The 17,371-nt window shown below is 57.8% G+C and carries 15 protein-coding genes; 10 read left to right on the top strand and 5 right to left on the bottom strand.

Going from position 1 to position 17,371, the window contains the following annotated elements; all coding sequences use genetic code 11:
• Positions 1–49: 49 nt before the first annotated feature.
• Together rluF and AB5Y83_RS19235 are read right to left on the bottom strand one after the other, a co-directional pair.
• A complete protein-coding gene (gene rluF / locus AB5Y83_RS19240; RefSeq protein ID WP_368175776.1) occupies positions 50–1,066 on the bottom strand; it encodes a 23S rRNA pseudouridine(2604) synthase RluF in 1,017 nt (338 codons plus the stop codon).
• Positions 1,056–1,178 carry a hypothetical protein gene (locus AB5Y83_RS19235; RefSeq protein ID WP_257700452.1) on the bottom strand — a complete coding sequence of 41 codons (123 nt, stop codon included), beginning with the start codon at positions 1,176–1,178 and terminating at the stop codon, positions 1,056–1,058. The genes rluF and AB5Y83_RS19235 overlap by 11 nt, the downstream gene beginning before the upstream one ends.
• A gap of 345 nt (positions 1,179–1,523) precedes the next feature.
• On the opposite strand from AB5Y83_RS19235, the gene AB5Y83_RS19230 reads away from it, so the two are divergent.
• A complete protein-coding gene (locus AB5Y83_RS19230; protein WP_368175775.1) occupies positions 1,524–3,104 on the top strand; it encodes an alpha/beta hydrolase in 1,581 nt (526 codons plus the stop codon).
• A gap of 220 nt (positions 3,105–3,324) precedes the next feature.
• Here the strand turns inward: AB5Y83_RS19230 and AB5Y83_RS19225 are convergent, their stop codons facing one another.
• From AB5Y83_RS19225 to AB5Y83_RS19215, 3 genes are all read right to left on the bottom strand, one after another.
• Positions 3,325–3,693: a VOC family protein gene (locus AB5Y83_RS19225; RefSeq protein ID WP_100653477.1), complete on the bottom strand. Its 369-nt coding sequence runs from the start codon at positions 3,691–3,693 to the stop codon at positions 3,325–3,327.
• Positions 3,694–3,856: 163 nt separating this feature from the next.
• Positions 3,857–4,339: a hypothetical protein gene (locus tag AB5Y83_RS19220; RefSeq protein ID WP_368175841.1), complete on the bottom strand. Its 483-nt coding sequence runs from the start codon at positions 4,337–4,339 to the stop codon at positions 3,857–3,859.
• Between the two features lie 152 nt (positions 4,340–4,491).
• On the bottom strand, positions 4,492–4,986 hold the full coding sequence (locus tag AB5Y83_RS19215; protein ID WP_368175774.1) for a very short patch repair endonuclease: 495 nt from the start codon (positions 4,984–4,986) through the stop codon (positions 4,492–4,494).
• Between the two features lie 271 nt (positions 4,987–5,257).
• On the opposite strand from AB5Y83_RS19215, the gene AB5Y83_RS19210 reads away from it, so the two are divergent.
• From AB5Y83_RS19210 to AB5Y83_RS19170, 9 genes are all read left to right on the top strand, one after another.
• Positions 5,258–6,511, top strand: coding sequence for a DNA cytosine methyltransferase (locus tag AB5Y83_RS19210; RefSeq protein WP_252413366.1), 1,254 nt, complete (start codon positions 5,258–5,260; stop codon positions 6,509–6,511).
• 15 nt (positions 6,512–6,526) lie between these two features.
• A complete protein-coding gene (locus AB5Y83_RS19205) occupies positions 6,527–8,287 on the top strand; it encodes an McrB family protein (protein ID WP_368175773.1) in 1,761 nt (586 codons plus the stop codon).
• Positions 8,288–8,297: 10 nt separating this feature from the next.
• Complete coding sequence (locus AB5Y83_RS19200) at positions 8,298–10,712, top strand: DUF2357 domain-containing protein (protein ID WP_368175772.1); 2,415 nt, start codon at positions 8,298–8,300, stop codon at positions 10,710–10,712.
• 203 nt (positions 10,713–10,915) lie between these two features.
• A complete protein-coding gene (rsxA, locus tag AB5Y83_RS19195; protein ID WP_005337600.1) occupies positions 10,916–11,497 on the top strand; it encodes an electron transport complex subunit RsxA in 582 nt (193 codons plus the stop codon).
• A 2-nt stretch (positions 11,498–11,499) separates the two neighbouring features.
• Positions 11,500–12,078 (top strand): electron transport complex subunit RsxB, encoded by a 579-nt coding sequence (rsxB, locus tag AB5Y83_RS19190; protein WP_005350799.1) that lies wholly within the window; start codon positions 11,500–11,502, stop codon positions 12,076–12,078.
• 14 nt (positions 12,079–12,092) lie between these two features.
• The gene (gene rsxC, locus AB5Y83_RS19185) at positions 12,093–14,846 is read left to right on the top strand and encodes an electron transport complex subunit RsxC (protein WP_368175771.1); all 2,754 of its coding nucleotides are present in this window, start codon (positions 12,093–12,095) and stop codon (positions 14,844–14,846) included.
• Positions 14,847–14,857: 11 nt separating this feature from the next.
• Positions 14,858–15,910 (top strand): electron transport complex subunit RsxD, encoded by a 1,053-nt coding sequence (rsxD, locus tag AB5Y83_RS19180; RefSeq protein WP_368175770.1) that lies wholly within the window; start codon positions 14,858–14,860, stop codon positions 15,908–15,910.
• Between the two features lie 43 nt (positions 15,911–15,953).
• Complete coding sequence (gene rsxG / locus AB5Y83_RS19175; RefSeq protein ID WP_368175769.1) at positions 15,954–16,586, top strand: electron transport complex subunit RsxG; 633 nt, start codon at positions 15,954–15,956, stop codon at positions 16,584–16,586.
• Between the two features lie 24 nt (positions 16,587–16,610).
• Positions 16,611–17,363 carry an electron transport complex subunit E gene (locus tag AB5Y83_RS19170; protein ID WP_040067956.1) on the top strand — a complete coding sequence of 251 codons (753 nt, stop codon included), beginning with the start codon at positions 16,611–16,613 and terminating at the stop codon, positions 17,361–17,363.
• Positions 17,364–17,371 lie beyond the last annotated feature (8 nt).

The raw sequence follows: 17,371 nt of genomic DNA, 5'->3' as shown, positions 1-17,371 counted from the left end.
ACAGTGCTGGGGGTGACAAGACGAGGCTGACACCGCTCAGGGGAGCAACTCAGCGCCCCTTCTTCTGCCGTCCGGCGTTAGCGGCGCGCGGCTTGCCTGCGGCCGGTTTGCCACCCTTGGGTGCCCCTTTGCCAGCACCGCCTTTATTGGCAGCACCTTTGCCCGCGCCACCCTTACCCACCGGCAGCTTCTTCTCGAAGGCTTCCGGGCCCGGCACATTGGGACGCCCGCCAATCTCGTGATCGTCATCGCGCCGCGGCTTCTTGCCCTGCCCCGGTTTGGCGGTTTGCGCCGCAGGAGCCTTGGCCGCCTTGGGCTTGTCACCTTTGGCCGGTTTCACCTCAGAGGAGGAGTCCTCAATCAGCTTGAACAGATCGATCAGCTCGTCGTCGGTCAGATCGCGCCACTCGCCCACCGGCAGACCCTTGAGGCTGACGTTCATGATGCGGATGCGCTCGAGCTTGGTCACTTCAAAACCGAAGTACTCGCACATACGGCGGATCTGGCGATTCAGCCCCTGCACTAGCGTGATGCGAAAGACGAACGGCGCCTCTTTCTTCACCTTGCACTTCTTGGTCACAGTACCCAGGATCGGCACCCCGGCCGCCATGCCGCGCACAAACTCGTCGGTCACCGGCTTGTCGACGGTCACCAGATACTCTTTCTCGTGATCGTTGCCCGCCCGCAAGATCTTGTTGACCAGATCGCCGTGGTTGGTCAGGAAAATCAGCCCCTGCGAATCCTTGTCGAGACGCCCGATGGGGAAGACCCGGGTGCTGTGGTTGACGAAATCGACTATGTTGTCCTTCTCGCCCGCCTCTGTGGTACTGACGATGCCCACAGGCTTGTTGAGGGCGATCAGCACCAGACTGTCCGCCTCGCGCGGCTCGATCACCTGACCGTTCACCTTGACCAGATCGCCAACCTGCACCTGATCGCCAATCCCGGCGCGCTTGCCGTTGATAAAGACATGGCCCTGCTCGATAAAGCGGTCGGCCTCGCGGCGCGAACAGATGCCGCTCTCGCTGATGTATTTGTTCAGGCGCATGGATTCGTTAGCCAGCATGAGTCACCTGCCACAGGGTCTGGGCCGAGCCCGGTTGTGCCATCGCCTGTTCCGGCTGCGCCGGGGAGGCTGTTTGCTGCATCAGCCAATTCACTACGTCAAAGTTCTGCATACCATTCCATCTTCAAAAAAGGCCAATGCCAGCTTATCCATCAAAAAACGCCGCTACAGTAGCATAATTGCCCCCTTTCAGGGGCAGATAGTTGCAAGGTCGCAGCGCCCAAACGGGCATCTGCGGATAAGTTCACGCCGCCAGATGGGCCGCGATGCAACCTTTGAACGGCCAGCCTGATGTAAGCGGCGGGATCCGGCGCCCACAGCCAGCGCGGCCGAACGCCATCAACTATACATATCACCTTGTTTCCATTAGGCTTTAAGCCGGTTGGCTTCGCCCAATGTGCTGCGCCAAACTCGCCCGCCCAGAGGCGGCCCCATCTCTATCGCCAAGGATTGCACCATGCTGGCTCACACTCGCCGCCTTGTTCGCCGTGCTCTGCTGACCCTGTTGCTGCTGTTGCTGACCGCATGGGCGGTGATCGCCTACTTCGCCTGGCAGGCAGCGCCGCTGCAGCTGTGGCACACAGTGGTGCCCCCCGAACTCAGTGCCGATGAGCTCGACAGCAGCGACTGGCAAGCCTATCTGGCCCGCGAAGCAGAGCTGTTCGAACTGGTGGCCACCGAGGTAGTCGCCAAAACACCGCCGGAGCAGCAACTGGCCAGCAATCGCTACTATCAGGACGCGCCCATCAATCCCGCCCGCTTTCAGCAGAACTGGAACCGCTCCTACCTGCTGCGCCCCGAGGGGGAAGTCAAAGGGGTAGCGGTGCTGCTGCACGGCCTGACCGACTCCCCCTACAGCCTGCGCCATCTGGCCAGACGCTATCAGCAGCAGGGCTTTATCGCGCTGGGGCTGAGGATCCCCGGCCACGGCACCGTACCCGCTGGCCTCGTGGATGTGGATTGGGAGACCTGGCTGGCCGCCACCCGACTCGCGGTGCGGGAGGCCAGATTGCTGGCACCGGGCAAGCGGCCGCTGCATCTGGTGGGCTTTTCCAACGGCGGCGCGCTGGCGGTGAAATATGCGCTCGATGCGCTGGCCGACCCGAGCGGCACGCTGGCAAAACCGGATCGGCTGGTGCTGATCTCCCCGATGATCGGGGTGACCCGCTTTGCCCGCTTCGCCGGACTCAAGGCCGTACCTGCCCTGCTGCCCGCCTTTGCCAACGCCGCCTGGCTCGACACCATGCCGGAGTTCAACCCGTTCAAATACAACTCGTTCCCGGTCAACGGCGCGCGCCAGTCCTATCGCCTGACCCACGCCATCCAGCAGCAGGTGCGCCAGCTGGCCGCCAGTGGCGAGCTGGCGGCATTTCCCCCCGCCCTCACCTTCCAGTCGGTGATGGACTACACCGTCAGCACTCGCTCCATCATTGCCGATCTCTACCACTACCTGCCGGCCAACGGCAGCGAACTGGTGCTGTTTGATATCAACCGCAGTACCCTGTTTGGCCCGCTGATGAGCTCGGCCTCCGAGCTGGCGCTGCACCGCTTGCTGCCAAACGCCCCCGGGCACTATCGCCTCACCGTGGTGGGCAATGTGGACCCCGCCTCCCCCGCGACGCAGGCCAGAACGCTGGCCAGCGCAGATCAGCCTGAGCAGCTCCGCCCGCTGGGTATCGATTATCCCAAAGAGATCTACTCCCTCTCCCATGTGGCGCTCCCCTTCCCGATGGACGACCCCCTCTATGGCATGGCGGCGCGCCCGCAGCAGCGGGAGCAATACGGCATCAATCTCGGCGGTCTGGCCCTGCGCGGCGAGCGCGGTGTGCTGATCGTCAACCCCGGCGCCCTCACCCGCACCTCTTCCAACCCTTTCTACCCCTATCTGCAGCAGCGGGTGATGGAGACCCTCACCGCCCCTCCCGTCGCCCGGCCTGCCACCGTAACCCCTGCCAGTAGCGGTCAACCTGATGCGGTCTATCAGGCAGAAGTGGAGCAGTTTTTACAGGAGAGCGATGAGAGCAGCGCGCCTTTCTAGGGTGTTTCTGGAGTATCGGCAAAGAGCCACTGGCGCTGGGTCGATGGCGATACAAGAAAGGGGCCGTCAATTGACGGCCCCTTTCTATTGATGATGGCTATGGGAGTGATGGCTTGGTGGGCTCAGGTATAGATGCTGACTTCTATCAGGTTCTGATCCGGATCGAGGAAATAGAGTGACTCTGATAGGTGTTACACCGTCAGGCGCCGCGCCAGCCCTGTCAGGGATAACGGCTCACTTCTATCAGATTCTGGTCAGGGTCGAGGAAGTAGATGGATTCTATCGGCCCGCAGGCGCCGCTTTTGGTCACCGGCCCCTCGACAATCTCCACCCCGTGGCAGGCAAGCTGGGCCATCACCTGCTCCAGCGGCCAGCGGGTGATAAGGCAGACATCCCCCGACCCCACCTGCGCCCGATTGCGCGGCTCCTGCCCAAGCAGTTGCAGATTGATCTTCTGGTTGCCAAACCCTACCGCCCGGCGCCCCGCACCGAAGGTGATGGCCTCCATATTGAGCACCGAACTGTAAAACGCCACGGCCCGTTCGATATCACTGACCGTCAATACCAGATGGTCGATATGGCTGATCATGGTTACCTCCTGGTGGTGATCTGGCTGATGTGACCGGCATATACCCGCAAACATCCGACTGTTGCCGCCACGGCGGGCTACCCCATCATACCCGGCAAGGGGAAGCCCATGTGTGCCGTGGCGCGCAAAGCGAGCGCAAATGTTCTGGTCAGATAAATTCGCGTTACTGCACCGCTGCGCACGCTCTGTCACGCTGGGCCAGCAGGGCTTCATCGTCACTGTCCATTGCCGCCAGAATCGCCTGATTACAGGCGCGCTCCGCCAGCTTGGCCGGACTCTGTTTGGCATCCCCGATTTCGGCACTCCTGATTTCGGCGATAAGGGGCCGATAACTGACGGCTGCCGAGCAGTACATGGTGCGAAATTTGGGCAGTTGCCAGCTGCTGTCATCCTGCCGGGTCAAGTCATCGCACAGCTTGTGAAACAGGGCGGACGCCTTGACCGTGCACTGGCTAAAACGCCGAACATCCTGCTGGTAGGGACGACAAACGCTCGGCTGCTGGATCTGCCACAGCTGAAAAGAGAACGGGACCGACTCCCCCTCATACTGCACCACCAGCGTCTTGGCCTCGGTGCCATAGATATCCGCAACCTGCTGCTGTACCAGATTGAGATAAGCCGAAAAAAGATAGGAAACCGGATCCATCATCACCTCCCTGTGGTTGTCACTGTCGGGCTGTATCACGAAAACCGGAGCGATTTTCAAACGAGTAACAGACGACAACAGCTTACTGATTTGGCAACAAAAAATAATCACTTTTCACAAGCGGTGGAAGCTGGGCCGAGAGTACTATCCGGTCAGCTATATGGACGGGAATGATCCATGGCGATCTGCAGTTCACGGCCACCGGCAATCTCGCCATGACTGATGCCGCTGGTCAGCCACCAGCTGATAACTAGGAGCAGTCGCTCCGGATCATGGCGCAGACGCCCTTTCAGGGCACACTCCCAGATGATCAGACGGCGGATACCCAAATTGTCCAGCTCGGCCAGATGGCGGGCATCACGCGCACGATTGCTGGCGATCTTGGCTTGCCAGAAGTCGGTTCTGCTCGATGGCAGCCTGAAGAGATGACAATCATGACCATGCCAGAAACAACCATTCACCTCGATCACCGCACGGTAGCGCGCCAGCCAGAGATCCGGCGTGCCCGGCAAGGCGGTATTATGCAAGCGATAGCGAAACCCGGCATGATGCAACATGGCGCGCACCCGCTTCTCGGGACGGGTATCCCGGTTACGAATACCGGCCATCATCTCGCTGCGCTTTTGGGGCTTCACGATATCTGTCACAATGTCGCCTCGCTTGTTTGCATACAAAAAATGCTGTATAAAAACACAGTAAACAGACAAGTTCCCCCAAAGTGTTGGTCCCTATCTACTGAAATGCTAAAGTGACGACCATTTTGAGCAAAAACAGACCTTACGAGAAACTTTAATGTCCAAATCTGTCAGCATTGGGTTAGATATCATGCATTCAGTCACATCCATTTGGAACATTAATCTTCTGAATGGTCATTTCTGTCCCCAACAATACACTAATCAGAATCTGGTAATTGCATAAATGAAAACAGAACACAGCAACTTCATTCAGTCAGCTTATGATTTGCTGGAGCCTTTGGCTACCGAACATACTCCGGAAGGTACATCCAACTCTGCGGTAGTCGACCAGTGGTTGCATGCAATTGCACTTGATGGTGATTTTTTCGCAAAAAAAGATTTAACTTCATCCAGCGAACTCAAGAAAAATGTCATTTCTTTGCTTTCGGAAAATGGTCTTTTTTCAAACAGGGAACATTTCCACAACAAAATTTATGCTGAATATGCCCTGAAACCTGACATCGATAACCAATTCAAGTTTATCGATCTTTTCGCCGGTATAGGCGGTATGAGGCTTGGCTTCCAGCAAAATGGTGGGGCGTGTGTATTCTCCTCCGAGTTTGATGCCAAAGCACAAGAAACATACAAAATGAACCACGGGGAGATGCCTTTTGGTGATATAACCAAAATCAACCCAGCCGATATTCCGGCTCACGATATACTGCTCGCAGGCTTTCCGTGTCAGCCTTTCTCGCATGCTGGGCTGAAGCTCGGTATCGACGATACCAGAGGGACACTTTTCCATAACATTGCAAATATTCTTGAGGCAAAAAAACCTCGGTTTGCACTACTGGAGAACGTCAAAGGACTGATTAGCCATGACAAGGGCTACACACTGCAGGTGGTACTCAGAACGCTCACAAAAATCGGATATTCCTGCAATATCAGCAAGGACACCATCTTTAACGGTTCTGCAAAAGAAATTCAGAATCAAGCCAAGAAAATGGTTCTTCGTTCAATAGATTTTGGCATCCCCCAGAACAGACAGCGTATCTATATCGTTCTCTGGCGAGATGGTGAGCAAGAGAGTTTTGAATATCCACTTCCGACTGCAGAGAGCACTGCTGTTGGTAGCATTCTGGATAAAAATCCGGATCCAAAACTAACTATTTCCGATCGACTCTGGGAAGGGCATCAGCGACGTAAAATAGAGAATAAAGAAAATGGAAAGGGTTTTGGCTTTGGACTTGTAAATGACTCTTCTCCATATACCAATACAATCTCTGCTCGCTACTACAAGGATGGTAGTGAAATATTAATCGAGCAGACCGGTAAAAACCCGCGTAAGCTCAGCCCCATGGAAGCCGCTCGGTTGCAAGGGTTTCCCGAAGATTTTCAACCAAATAAGTCTAATACCCAAGCATATAAACAATTTGGTAATAGTGTTTCAGTTCCTGTCATCAGAGCAATCGCAGGGAAAATAGTATCAAAACTGTAAAGGAATCCAATAGAGATGCTATATCAACAACTTGGTGAATATCTAGATTCTTTGAATATATCCTCAACTTCGTTTATGGCCAGCACTGGAGACAGTGCTGGATATCTTAGGTTGAAAAATAGTGGCAAACGGGGTGAAATTAAAGAGTTTGCACTATCTTTTGATTCTATAATCTCTGGTTTAGAAGATATTAAGGATAATCTACCGCATTTTCAGACTCTACAGAGATATAATGAAACAGAGTGGCGAGATGCAAGCCTGTACTTCAAGGATGTTTCACTAAAATCTTTAATAACAGTACAAACAAAGCCTGTTTTTTGTACTTTATCAAAAGTCATATGCTGGGCGAATAACATTAATTACAATAACGACAACTATATATCTATAACAAATGAGTCGTTAGTCACAACTATAGAAAAACTAACCAAATTAACTCACAAAAAAAACATAAACAAGAAATCAACGACAGCTAGAAAAACAATATCACATAATCCAGACCTCTCACCACTATATAAACCTTTTTTACTCTTCGCCGGTATTTCTGGTACAGGAAAAACTCGTTTTATACGAGAGCAAATTGAACATTACTCTAGTTTAAAAAACTATTGCCTAGTCCCCGTACGACCAGACTGGCACGAACCATCCGATTTGCTTGGCTATACTTCAAGGCTTGGAGGTAAAGCGGAGTATATTCCAACTCCAGTATTGATATTTATCGTTAAAGCTTGGTGCCATATTATCGAGACTATTCACCAGAACGAAATAGATGGTGAAGTAAATCTTGACTGGGAAGGGAAAAATCTTGAGCAAATAGCTCCATTTTGGCTCTGCCTAGATGAGATGAACCTAGCTCCAGTTGAGCAATATTTCGCCGACTATCTTTCGGTGCTGGAGACTCGCCACTGGTATACCCCATCAGAACTGGCTGAATATAACAAACATGAAGGCGCTGACTACGAATACGTGTACGAATGCGATCCCCTGCTTAAGCCTGATGTACTAGCACTGCTAGACGATACTGCACGTAACAAACTGGCAAAACAGCTGGGTCTGGATTTGAGTGATGGCTTGCAAAAAGAAATCTGGAACTACTTCTGCCAGCACGGTATCGCTATCCCCTTCAACCTGATGGTGGCCGGTACCGTCAATATGGACGAGACCACCCACGGCTTTTCCCGCAAGGTGATCGACAGAGCCCTCACCTTCGACTTTAACGAGTTCTTCCCCAACGATTTCGATGCCTACTTTGCACCGGCATTGCAGCCAAAACTGCTGGGTTATCCGACCTGGTCAGACGGACGCGCCATTACTGAAGTCTCCACTCTGGAACAATACAGTAAAGAGAGCGTCGCCTTCCTGAAGGCAGTCAACGAGGTGCTGCAACAGAGCCCGTTCGAACTGGCCTATCGCGCCCTGAACGAGCTGATGCTAGCCCTGCTGGCCCATCACCCTGCCAATACCGCAGAACTGGTCGCCATCTGGGATGACTTTATGATGTGCAAGGTATTGCCGCGCATTGAGGGGGATAGCGACAAGTTGCGCAGCCATCTGACGGCTGATGGCGACCTGCTGACAGACCTGGAAAAGGTGCTGGCAGAACAATTTGGTAGTCACTGGGATAACACACGCCCTGACCTGTTTAACCGCAAGGTGGCTGCCGCCGGTGAAGATTCCGCCCCCGCAGAACCGCCGTACGTCCCCTGCCGCAGCAAGAAGAAACTGGCCTGGATGAAAGAGCGGCTGACACGGCAGTGCTTTACCAGCTTCTGGCCGTAAGGGGGTTTTGATGGAGTGCCTGTTTACCCTGCAGAGCCGTGACTGGATTTTGCGGATCTATGCCAATGAGAAGACGGTCGGGGATCGTTATCGGCAGTTACAAGCTACCCGCGTCCATCATCAACAGGTGATCGGCAACGCGGGCCTGCCAGCGAGCCCGGGCAGATACGAACCGCCAGTTGTGCGCTTCTCGCAGCCCCTTTCCATCACTCTGGCTGAAGCTGATGGTTGCCCGCTGGAGCTGCCTGATGATCAGGCGCTCTCCACTCTGGTACTGCCAACCCCCCTGTTGTTTGAGAACTGCTTTTACGAATTCGAATGGGAGTTTCTTCACGGCGTTAGCGAGGGAAGTGATGCGCCGCGGCTGGAGCATCATCTGCAGCGGATCTGCGAGTCGTTTCGCTTCAAAAGCAGGCATGGATCGCAGGAGATGCTGGGGGGATTCAATACCGGCAACGATGTAGGCACACTTGCACTCCCCTTCTCTTATCAGCCGAAATCGGCTGCAGGAAAAGCTGCTCGCATTCAGCTGACGCTCTGGTTCGAGGTCTATCCGGTCAAGCTGGATATCCGCCGGGATGTGCCGCTGATCCATCGGGTGCTGGATGAGCAGTACCCCTACTGGCGTTTTACCCTGAACAGCGCAACCAGTCAGCAAGGGGGCCGCAGCCAGCGCAAGGCCGAACCGTTCCCCCTGCTCTGGCTTGCCCATTTCGAAGCCCTGCACAAGGACCTTGAGCGGGGGATCCGCCAGATCATCAATGCGCCCCACAGCAGGCTGCAAAGCAAGACCGAATATCTGCTGGCCGCCAGAATGAAGCGCCCTCCACGCCCGAAGCAGGCCGAACAGATCCGCCAGGATCTGGATAACGGTATCGAGCGCAGATACCGGGTGGAACGTAAACAACTGACCACGGATACCCCAGAAAACCGCTTTATCAAGTTTGTGCTGGAGCGCACCGGAAGGATGCTGCAACAGCTGACCCAACAGGGTGATCGCACCCTGCTGTCAAGGGCCTTTTTTGACCGTCTGAAGGCGTGGAGCAAACCGCTGGATCAGGCGCTGGCTCACCCCCTGATGCAGGAGATAGGTCCGGCGGCGGTGTTACAACGCGAGTCTCTGGTACTACAGCAAAAGAGCGGCTATAGCACGGTTTACCGGGTCTGGCAGCAACTGCGCCTCTATCTCGATGCGTTGGGAAATGATGCCGTGGCCGGCGTGCGCAGCATGGATCAGCTCTACGAGCTCTGGTGCGTGATCGAGGTGCGCCGGATTATCCTGACGCTGGGATTTACCGAGGTGAAAACACCTGCATTTAACTTCACCCGCGATGGCTGGGATACCCGGCTGGCCGAGGGGATGAAGTACTGCTGGGAGTACCTTCGTACAGCAGACGGTGTAAGGCTCAAGCTGGCCCATGAACCGAGATTTCACAAGACCAACAGGCCGGTTCACTCCCTGCTGGTTCCCCAGAAGCCGGACATTCTGATCGAAGCCAGCACTGGCAGTGGCGACACTTTTATCTGGCTGTTTGATGCCAAGTACCGGGTCGATAATGGAACTCTCGATGACCCGAGAGACAGGGTGCCCGATGATGCTATCAACCAGATGCACCGTTATCGGGATGCCCTGCTCTATCAGCAACAGGATGACCCGATACCAAGCCGCCCCACCTTTGGCGCTTTTGCGCTCTATCCGGGCTTTATGAACCAGCAACCCGGAACGAAAAATCCCTATCAGGAGGAGATCGACCGGATTGGTATCGGTGCCTTTGCCCTGTTGCCAGCAGAGGATCACAGCGGCTCTTGCTGGCTGCAAACCTTCCTTGAGCAAAAGCTGGGTAAATCGGGGGAAGAGTTTCGCTATCCAGCCATCCGCTCGGGCCACTTCTATCTGGAAGAGCCCAGCCGGATTGCCACCCTGGGGATGCAGCAGGTCCGCCACCATGATCTCACCCTGATCATTCCGACCGCACTGGAAAACAGCCGCCCGGCGAGCTACTTCGATGCATTTCGTGATGGTTCTGCCCGCTGGTATCACACCCCTGCCGAAACCATTGCCACTCGTTATGATGATCAGCTGATGAACGAGATCAGCTATCTGGCCATAGCGACCCTTGCGGCCGATGGCCTGATGCGTGAGGTAACCCGTGTCTGGCCTGTGCTGACATGCCGGAAGCTGCGAAGGGAACAACTGAACGAAGAGCAGACAGGTACACCGCTGGCCGAGGGGAATGTGAATCCTTACTGGTTGCTGGAGCTGGGGCCCTCTATTTCATTGCGCCACCCTCTGACACAGCTGGATGCGTCAAGTTTCAGAGCAGCCATGAGACTGACCAGACTGGCAGAATTGCAAGGCGAATTGACCGGATTTTCGGCACTGCCGGATTATTACGGGGAATTATTGCGCACGCATCCAGCCTGAACACCTGACTGCTATCCTGGCTTTGCCAGCCAAGATGCTGGCAAAGCCGCCAAACAACCATCCGCAATCTCGCCCAAAACCCCGGCTAAATTATCCAGTTGCATAATAACCATGCGGCCTTGCGGTTGTTTAACTGGCCCTAACGTCAGATAATACCGCCCGCCTTCAACCCCCGATAACCCGACTTTCAGTGACGGTAATTGATGACTGAGTACCTGCTTTTATTGATCGGCACCGTGCTGGTTAACAACTTCGTGCTGGTGAAATTCCTCGGCCTCTGCCCCTTTATGGGAGTCTCCGGCAAGCTGGAAACCGCCATCGGCATGGGGCTGGCGACCACCTTCGTGATGACCCTCGCCAGTGCCAGCTCCTATCTGGTGGAGCACTATATCCTGCTGCCGCTGGATATCGCCTATCTGCGCACCCTCGCCTTTATTCTGGTGATCGCCGTGGTGGTGCAGTTTACCGAGATGGTGGTGCGCAAGAGCAGCCCGACCCTCTATCGCCTGCTGGGGATCTTCCTGCCGCTCATCACCACCAACTGTGCGGTGCTCGGGGTGGCGCTGCTCAGCATCAATGAGCGACACGACTTTATCCAGAGCGTGATCTACGGCTTTGGCGCCGCCACCGGCTTCTCGCTGGTGTTGATCCTGTTCGCCGCCATGCGCGAGCGTCTGGTCGCCGCCGATGTGCCCGCCCCATTTCGCGGGGTGTCGATTGCCATGATCACCGCCGGTCTGATGTCGCTGGCCTTTATGGGCTTTACCGGCCTTATCAAGATATAACCATGATCCATATTCTCTTTGCCATTCTGGTGCTCACCCTGCTGGCGCTGGCGTTCGGGATTATCCTGGGCTTTGCCGCCGTCAAGTTTCATGTGGAAGCAGACCCCATCGTCGATCAGCTCGATGCCCTGCTGCCCCAGACCCAGTGTGGCCAGTGCGGCTATCCCGGCTGCAAACCCTACGCCGAGGCGCTCGCCAACGGCGATCAGATCAACAAGTGCGTACCCGGTGGCGAGGCCACCATGCGCAAGATTGCCGATCTGATGGGGGTCGAGCCCCAGCCGCTGGGGGGCAGTGACGAGGCCGCCGTGCCGGTCAAGAAGGTCGCCTTTATCCACGAAGATCAGTGCATCGGCTGCACCAAGTGCATTCAGGCCTGCCCGGTGGATGCCATTGTCGGCGCCACCAAGGCGATGCATACCGTGATTGCCAACGAGTGCACCGGTTGCGATCTCTGTGTTGATCCCTGCCCGACCGACTGCATCGAGATGATCCCGGTGCCCACCACGGTCGATAACTGGAAGTGGGATCTCAATAACGTGCATGTTCCGGGCAAGATTCCGGTCAAGATAGTGGAATAAACAGCGGAGCAACCATGCATTCCTTACTCGAACGTATCAAAGCCGGCACGCTCTGGGACTTTCACGGTGGCATTCACCCCGCCGACAACAAGCTGCAATCAAGCCAGAGCCCGGTGGTGGACGCCGGTCTGCCGCCGCGCCTCATCATTCCGCTGCGCCAGCACGCAGGCCCCGCCGGCGATCTGCTGGTGCAGGTGGGCGACAAGGTCAAAAAAGGGCAGCCGCTGACCCGTTATGCCAAGGGGCGGGTCGTCCCTGTCCATGCCTCCACCTCCGGCACCATCACCGAGATTGGCAACCACACGGTTGCCCACCCCTCCGGGCTCGGCGATCTCTGTGTCATTCTCACCCCGGATGGGGAGGATGAGTGGGGCGAGCGTAACGGCAAAGCCGATTACTGGAATCTGGAGCGGGGCGAGCTGCTCGAGCGCATTCAGCAGGCGGGGGTAGCGGGCCTTGGCGGCGCCGTGTTCCCGACCCACAGCAAGCTCGACGGCCGCGGCCAGCTCACCGAGATCCTGATCGTCAACGGGCTGGAGTGCGAACCCTATATCACCACCGACGATCGGTTGATGCAGCAGTATGCCGACGAGATCATGGATGGCATCCGGGTGCTCAAGCACCTGCTCAAACCGAAACTAACCCTGATCGGGGTGGAAGACAACAAGCCCGAGGCGATCGAGCAACTGACCCGTCACGCCACCGACGAAGATGTGCTGGTCAAGACGGTGCCGACCAAGTACCCCTCGGGCGGTGCCAAGCAAACCATCGAGCTGCTGACCGGCCGTCAGGTACCCAAGGGGGGCCGCGCGGTCGATATCGGCATCATGGTGCTCAACGTCGCCACCGTGTTTGCCATCAAGCGCGCCATTATCGACGGCGAGCCGCTGATCGAGCGGATCGTCACCCTCACCGGCGACAGCTTCAAGAAACCCGGCAACGCTTGGGTGCGCCTCGGTACGCCGGTGCGCTGGCTGCTGCAGCGTTTCGAGCTGCAACCGGAAGCGGAGCAGCGGGTGATCATGGGTGGCCCCATGATGGGCTTTACCCTGCCCCACGCCATGGTGCCAGTGGTCAAGGCCACCAACTGCCTGCTGGCGCCGACGCAGGCCGAACTGCCCGCCCCCGGCCCGGAGCAGCCCTGCATCCGTTGCAGCGCCTGTGCCGATGCCTGCCCGGCCACTCTGCTGCCGCAAGAGCTCTACTGGTACAGTCGGGCCAAGGAGTATGACAAGGCCGAGAAGCTCAACCTGATGGACTGCATCGAGTGCGGCGCCTGCGCCTGGGTCTGCCCGAGCGAGATCCCGCTGGTGCAGTACTACAAGATCGCCAAAGACGACATTCGCGAAGCCCGTGCCGAGGCCGAAAAAGCCGAACGAGCCAAGCAGCGTTTCGAGGCCAAGCAGGCCCGTTTCGAGCGGGAAAAAGCAGCCCGCGAAGCGCGCCACGCCGAAGCCGCCGCCCAGCGCCGCCAGACCATGACGGCCGCAGGCGGGGAAGATCCGGTGGCGGCCGCCCTGGCCCGTATCAAGGCCAAGCAGGATGCGCCCATCACAGCCATTGCCGCCACCGCCGAGGGCTTGCCCGACAACAGCGCGGTGATTGCCGCCCGCGAAGCCCGCAAACGGCAAGCGGAAGCGCGCCGTGCCGCCAAGCTGGCAGAGAGCGCAAACAGCGAAACAGCCGCTGCGGCGCAACCCGCCGAGGCGGTGGACCCCGCCAGCGATCCAAAGAAAGCAGCCATCGCCGCCGCACTGGCGCGCGCCAAGGCCAAGAAAGCCGCTCAGGCTGGCGATAGCGCCGAGCCTGTGGCTGCCGAAGCCGTTGCTGCGCCTGCGGTAGATGCTGATCAGCAAAAAGCAGAGGTTGATCCGAAAAAGGCAGCAATTGCCGCCGCCATTGCCCGTGCCAAAGCCAAAAAGGCCGAGGCCAGTGGCGAGCCGGTAAGCGCAGCCAACAGCGCAACAACCGACGCTGACACCCAAAGCGATGCACCCGCAGATCCCAAGAAAGCTGCAATTGCTGCTGCCATCGCTCGTGCCAAGGCCAAAAAGCTGGCGCAGCAGGGCGACAGCGCTGAGGGCAACCTGACCGCAAATGCTGGCACCAGCGAATCCGCTGCAACCCAAAGCACTGTGCCATCTGCGGCCAGCGAAGCGGTCGATCCCAAGAAAGCCGCTATCGCTGCTGCCATTGCCCGCGCCAAGGCCAAAAAGCTGGCCCAGCAGGGCGCAAGTACCAGTGCTGAGGTAGAAAATGCCGGTGCTGAAGGTGCGCAGAGTGCGCCAGCTGCCAGCGCGGAGACCCGCGACGTGGCGGTAGCCAAGAGCGAAGTGACCACCAGCCAGAACGATACAGCTGCAAGCGAAGCGGTCGATCCCAAGAAGGCGGCAATTGCTGCTGCCATCGCCCGTGCCAAGGCCAAAAAGCTGGCCCAGCAGGGCGCAAGTACCAGTGCTGAGGTAGAAAATGCCGGTGCTGGGGTAGAAAGTGCCGGTACTCAGTTAGAGAGTGCCGGAGCTGAGGGTGAGCGCGCACCGGCTGAGCCGATGCAAAACGACGCAGCCAGCAGTGAGCAACCACTTGCCGTCGCTGCCGCGCCTGAAGCGAACGCCCCTGCGGCTGATGCCCCGGTTGATCCGAAAAAAGCGGCCATTGCAGCCGCCGTGGCACGCGCCAAGGCGAAGAAGCTGGCGGCCGAGGCAGCCAGAGCCGCCGAAACCGCCGCTGAAGATGCACCGTCAGCCGACCGAACAACCACAAGGTAATCGACAGACTCATGTTCAATATTGCGACTGCGCCGTTTGCCCATAACCGCAAACAGACCCGAACCCTGATGCTGCTGGTGATCCTGGCCTGCGTGCCGGGCTTGCTGGCCCAGACCTGGTTCTTCGGCTGGGGCTCCTTTATCCAGATCCTGCTGGCGCTGGTCACTGCGCTGCTGTGCGAGGCGCGGGTGCTCAAGCTCCGTGGCCGCGCCATCAAGCCTGCCCTGATGGATGGCAGTGCGGCGCTCACCGCCGTGCTGATCGGTCTCTCCCTGCCGCCGCTGCTGCCGTGGTGGATGCTGGTGGTGGGCACGGCCTTTGCCATCATTGTCGCCAAACACCTTTACGGCGGATTGGGCCAGAACCTGTTCAACCCGGCCATGGTCGCCTATGTGCTGCTGCTGGTCTCCTTCCCGGTGCAGATGACCAGCTGGCTGCCGCCGGAGAGCGTGCGCGCCTACAGCCTCGGCTTTGGTGATGCGGCGTCGGTGATCTTCACCGGCTTTAGTCTCGACGGCTACAGCATGGCCCAGCTCAAGCAGGGGGTGGATGGTCTCACCATGGCAACTCCCCTCGATACCCTGAAAACCGGCCTGACTCAGGGGCTCACCACCGGCGAGATCCTGAGCGGCCCGCTGTTCGAGGGTTGGGGCGGCATCGGCTGGAGCTGGGTCAACCTCGGCTACCTGCTGGGCGGCCTGTTCCTGCTGCAACAGAAAGTGATCAACTGGCGCATTCCCACCGCGATTCTCGGTGCCCTGCTGGCGGCCTCCACCATCGGCTATCTGGTAAGCCCGGATGCGACTGCCACGCCCATGTTCCATCTCTTTAGCGGCGCGACTATGCTGGGGGCCTTCTTTATCGCCACCGATCCGGTCAGTGCCTGCACCACGCCGCGCGGCCGACTGGTCTATGGCGTGCTGATCGGGGTGCTGGTCTACATCATTCGCCGCTTTGGCGGCTATCCGGATGCGTTCGCCTTCGCCGTGCTGCTGGCCAACCTTTGCGTACCCTTTATTGACAGCCTGACTCGCCCGAAAGTGTATGGAGCCCGTCGCCAATGATGTTTCTGCCCTTTTCCCCCATCACAGCTGACGGAGCCCGGACATGTTAAAGAGCATGCGCAAGAACGGCCTTATTCTGGCGATGTTTGCGCTGGGCTGTACCGCGCTGGTGGTACTGACCAACGAGTTGACCAAGGATAAAATCGCCCACCAGCAGCAGCTGGAGAAGCAGCAGACCCTCTCGGTATTGCTGCCGGAGGGGAGCTATGACAACGATCTGGTGGCCAGCTGCAAGCAGGTGACCAGCAGAAAGTATCTCGGCAGTGATCAGCCGCAGGCACTCTATACCGCCAGCAAGAATGGCGTGGTGACCGGCTATGCGCTGGAGGCGATCGCGCCGGATGGTTACAGCGGGGCGATCCGCATCGTGGCGGGCTTTGATGCCAAGGGCACCATCACCGCCGTACGCGTGCTCGCTCACAACGAGACCCCGGGCCTTGGTGACAAGATCGATCTGAAGAAATCAGACTGGATCAACAGCTTTGCCGGAAAATTCCTGACCCATGACAACGAGCCCCAGTGGGCGGTGAAGAAGGATGGCGGCGAGTTCGATGCCTTTACCGGCGCCACCATCACCCCGCGAGCCGTGGTCAAGGCGGTGAAAAATCTGCTTAAACTGCAGCAGGAGCAACCCGAACTGCTCAGCAACGCCCCGGCTTGTCCGGCGGCGAACTAACGGAGTCGAGCCATCATGAACCAGATGGAACAGATTGAAACGGGCGCAACCCCGATCGCCGAGCTGGAAAGCCGCAAGGGCGAGCTCAAGGAGCTGATGAGTCAGGGGCTGTGGAAGAACAACCCCTCGCTGGTGCAGGTGCTGGGGCTCTGCCCGACCCTCGCCGTCTCCTCAACCTTTACCAATGCGCTGGGGCTCGGCCTTGCCACCATGGCGGTGCTGGTCTGCTCCAACCTCGCCGTCTCGCTGGTGCGCAACTGGGTGCCGAAGGATATTCGCATCCCGGTTTATGTGATGATCATCGCCTCGCTGGTGACCAGCGTGCAGTTGCTGATGAACGCCTACACCTATGGCCTCTATCAGGCGCTCGGCATCTTTATCGCCCTCATCGTCACCAACTGCGTCATCATCGGCCGCGCCGAGGCCTATGCCTCCAAGAATCCGCCCCTGCTGGCGGCCCTCGATGGCCTGATGATGGGCCTTGGCTTTACCCTGGTGCTGCTGGTACTGGGCGGCATGCGCGAGATCATCGGCATGGGCACCCTGTTTGATGGTGCCGAGCTGCTGCTGGGCGAGTGGGCCAAATCCCTGCGCATCGAGCTGTTCCACGCCGATGCCAGCCTACTGCTGGCGATTTTGCCGCCGGGCGGTTTTATCGGGCTGGGGCTGTTGATCGCCGCCAAGAACGCCATCAACGACTGGCGGGACCGCAAACAGGCCGCTACCGTAGCCCACTGCAACGTTGCCCCGGCCCGCGTCCGGGCGACCGAGCTATGATCGGACGC

Source organism: Aeromonas sp. R5-4 (assembly GCF_040908215.1).
GTDB classification, from domain to species: domain Bacteria; phylum Pseudomonadota; class Gammaproteobacteria; order Enterobacterales; family Aeromonadaceae; genus Aeromonas; species Aeromonas veronii.
The sequence above is the reverse complement of the archived record's forward strand: the minus strand, read 5'-3'. Positions and strand labels throughout refer to the sequence as shown.

Coding starts and splice junctions, on each gene's coding strand:
- rluF (WP_368175776.1), bottom strand. CDS start 1,066: ATGCTGGCTAACGAATCCATGCGCCTGAACAAATACATCAGCGAGAGC.
- AB5Y83_RS19235 (WP_257700452.1), bottom strand. CDS start 1,178: ATGCAGAACTTTGACGTAGTGAATTGGCTGATGCAGCAAACAGCCTCC.
- AB5Y83_RS19230 (WP_368175775.1), top strand. CDS start 1,524: ATGCTGGCTCACACTCGCCGCCTTGTTCGCCGTGCTCTGCTGACCCTG.
- AB5Y83_RS19225 (WP_100653477.1), bottom strand. CDS start 3,693: ATGATCAGCCATATCGACCATCTGGTATTGACGGTCAGTGATATCGAA.
- AB5Y83_RS19220 (WP_368175841.1), bottom strand. CDS start 4,339: ATGGATCCGGTTTCCTATCTTTTTTCGGCTTATCTCAATCTGGTACAG.
- AB5Y83_RS19210 (WP_252413366.1), top strand. CDS start 5,258: ATGAAAACAGAACACAGCAACTTCATTCAGTCAGCTTATGATTTGCTG.
- AB5Y83_RS19205 (WP_368175773.1), top strand. CDS start 6,527: ATGCTATATCAACAACTTGGTGAATATCTAGATTCTTTGAATATATCC.
- AB5Y83_RS19200 (WP_368175772.1), top strand. CDS start 8,298: ATGGAGTGCCTGTTTACCCTGCAGAGCCGTGACTGGATTTTGCGGATC.
- rsxA (WP_005337600.1), top strand. CDS start 10,916: ATGACTGAGTACCTGCTTTTATTGATCGGCACCGTGCTGGTTAACAAC.
- rsxB (WP_005350799.1), top strand. CDS start 11,500: ATGATCCATATTCTCTTTGCCATTCTGGTGCTCACCCTGCTGGCGCTG.
- rsxC (WP_368175771.1), top strand. CDS start 12,093: ATGCATTCCTTACTCGAACGTATCAAAGCCGGCACGCTCTGGGACTTT.
- rsxD (WP_368175770.1), top strand. CDS start 14,858: ATGTTCAATATTGCGACTGCGCCGTTTGCCCATAACCGCAAACAGACC.
- rsxG (WP_368175769.1), top strand. CDS start 15,954: ATGTTAAAGAGCATGCGCAAGAACGGCCTTATTCTGGCGATGTTTGCG.
- AB5Y83_RS19170 (WP_040067956.1), top strand. CDS start 16,611: ATGGAACAGATTGAAACGGGCGCAACCCCGATCGCCGAGCTGGAAAGC.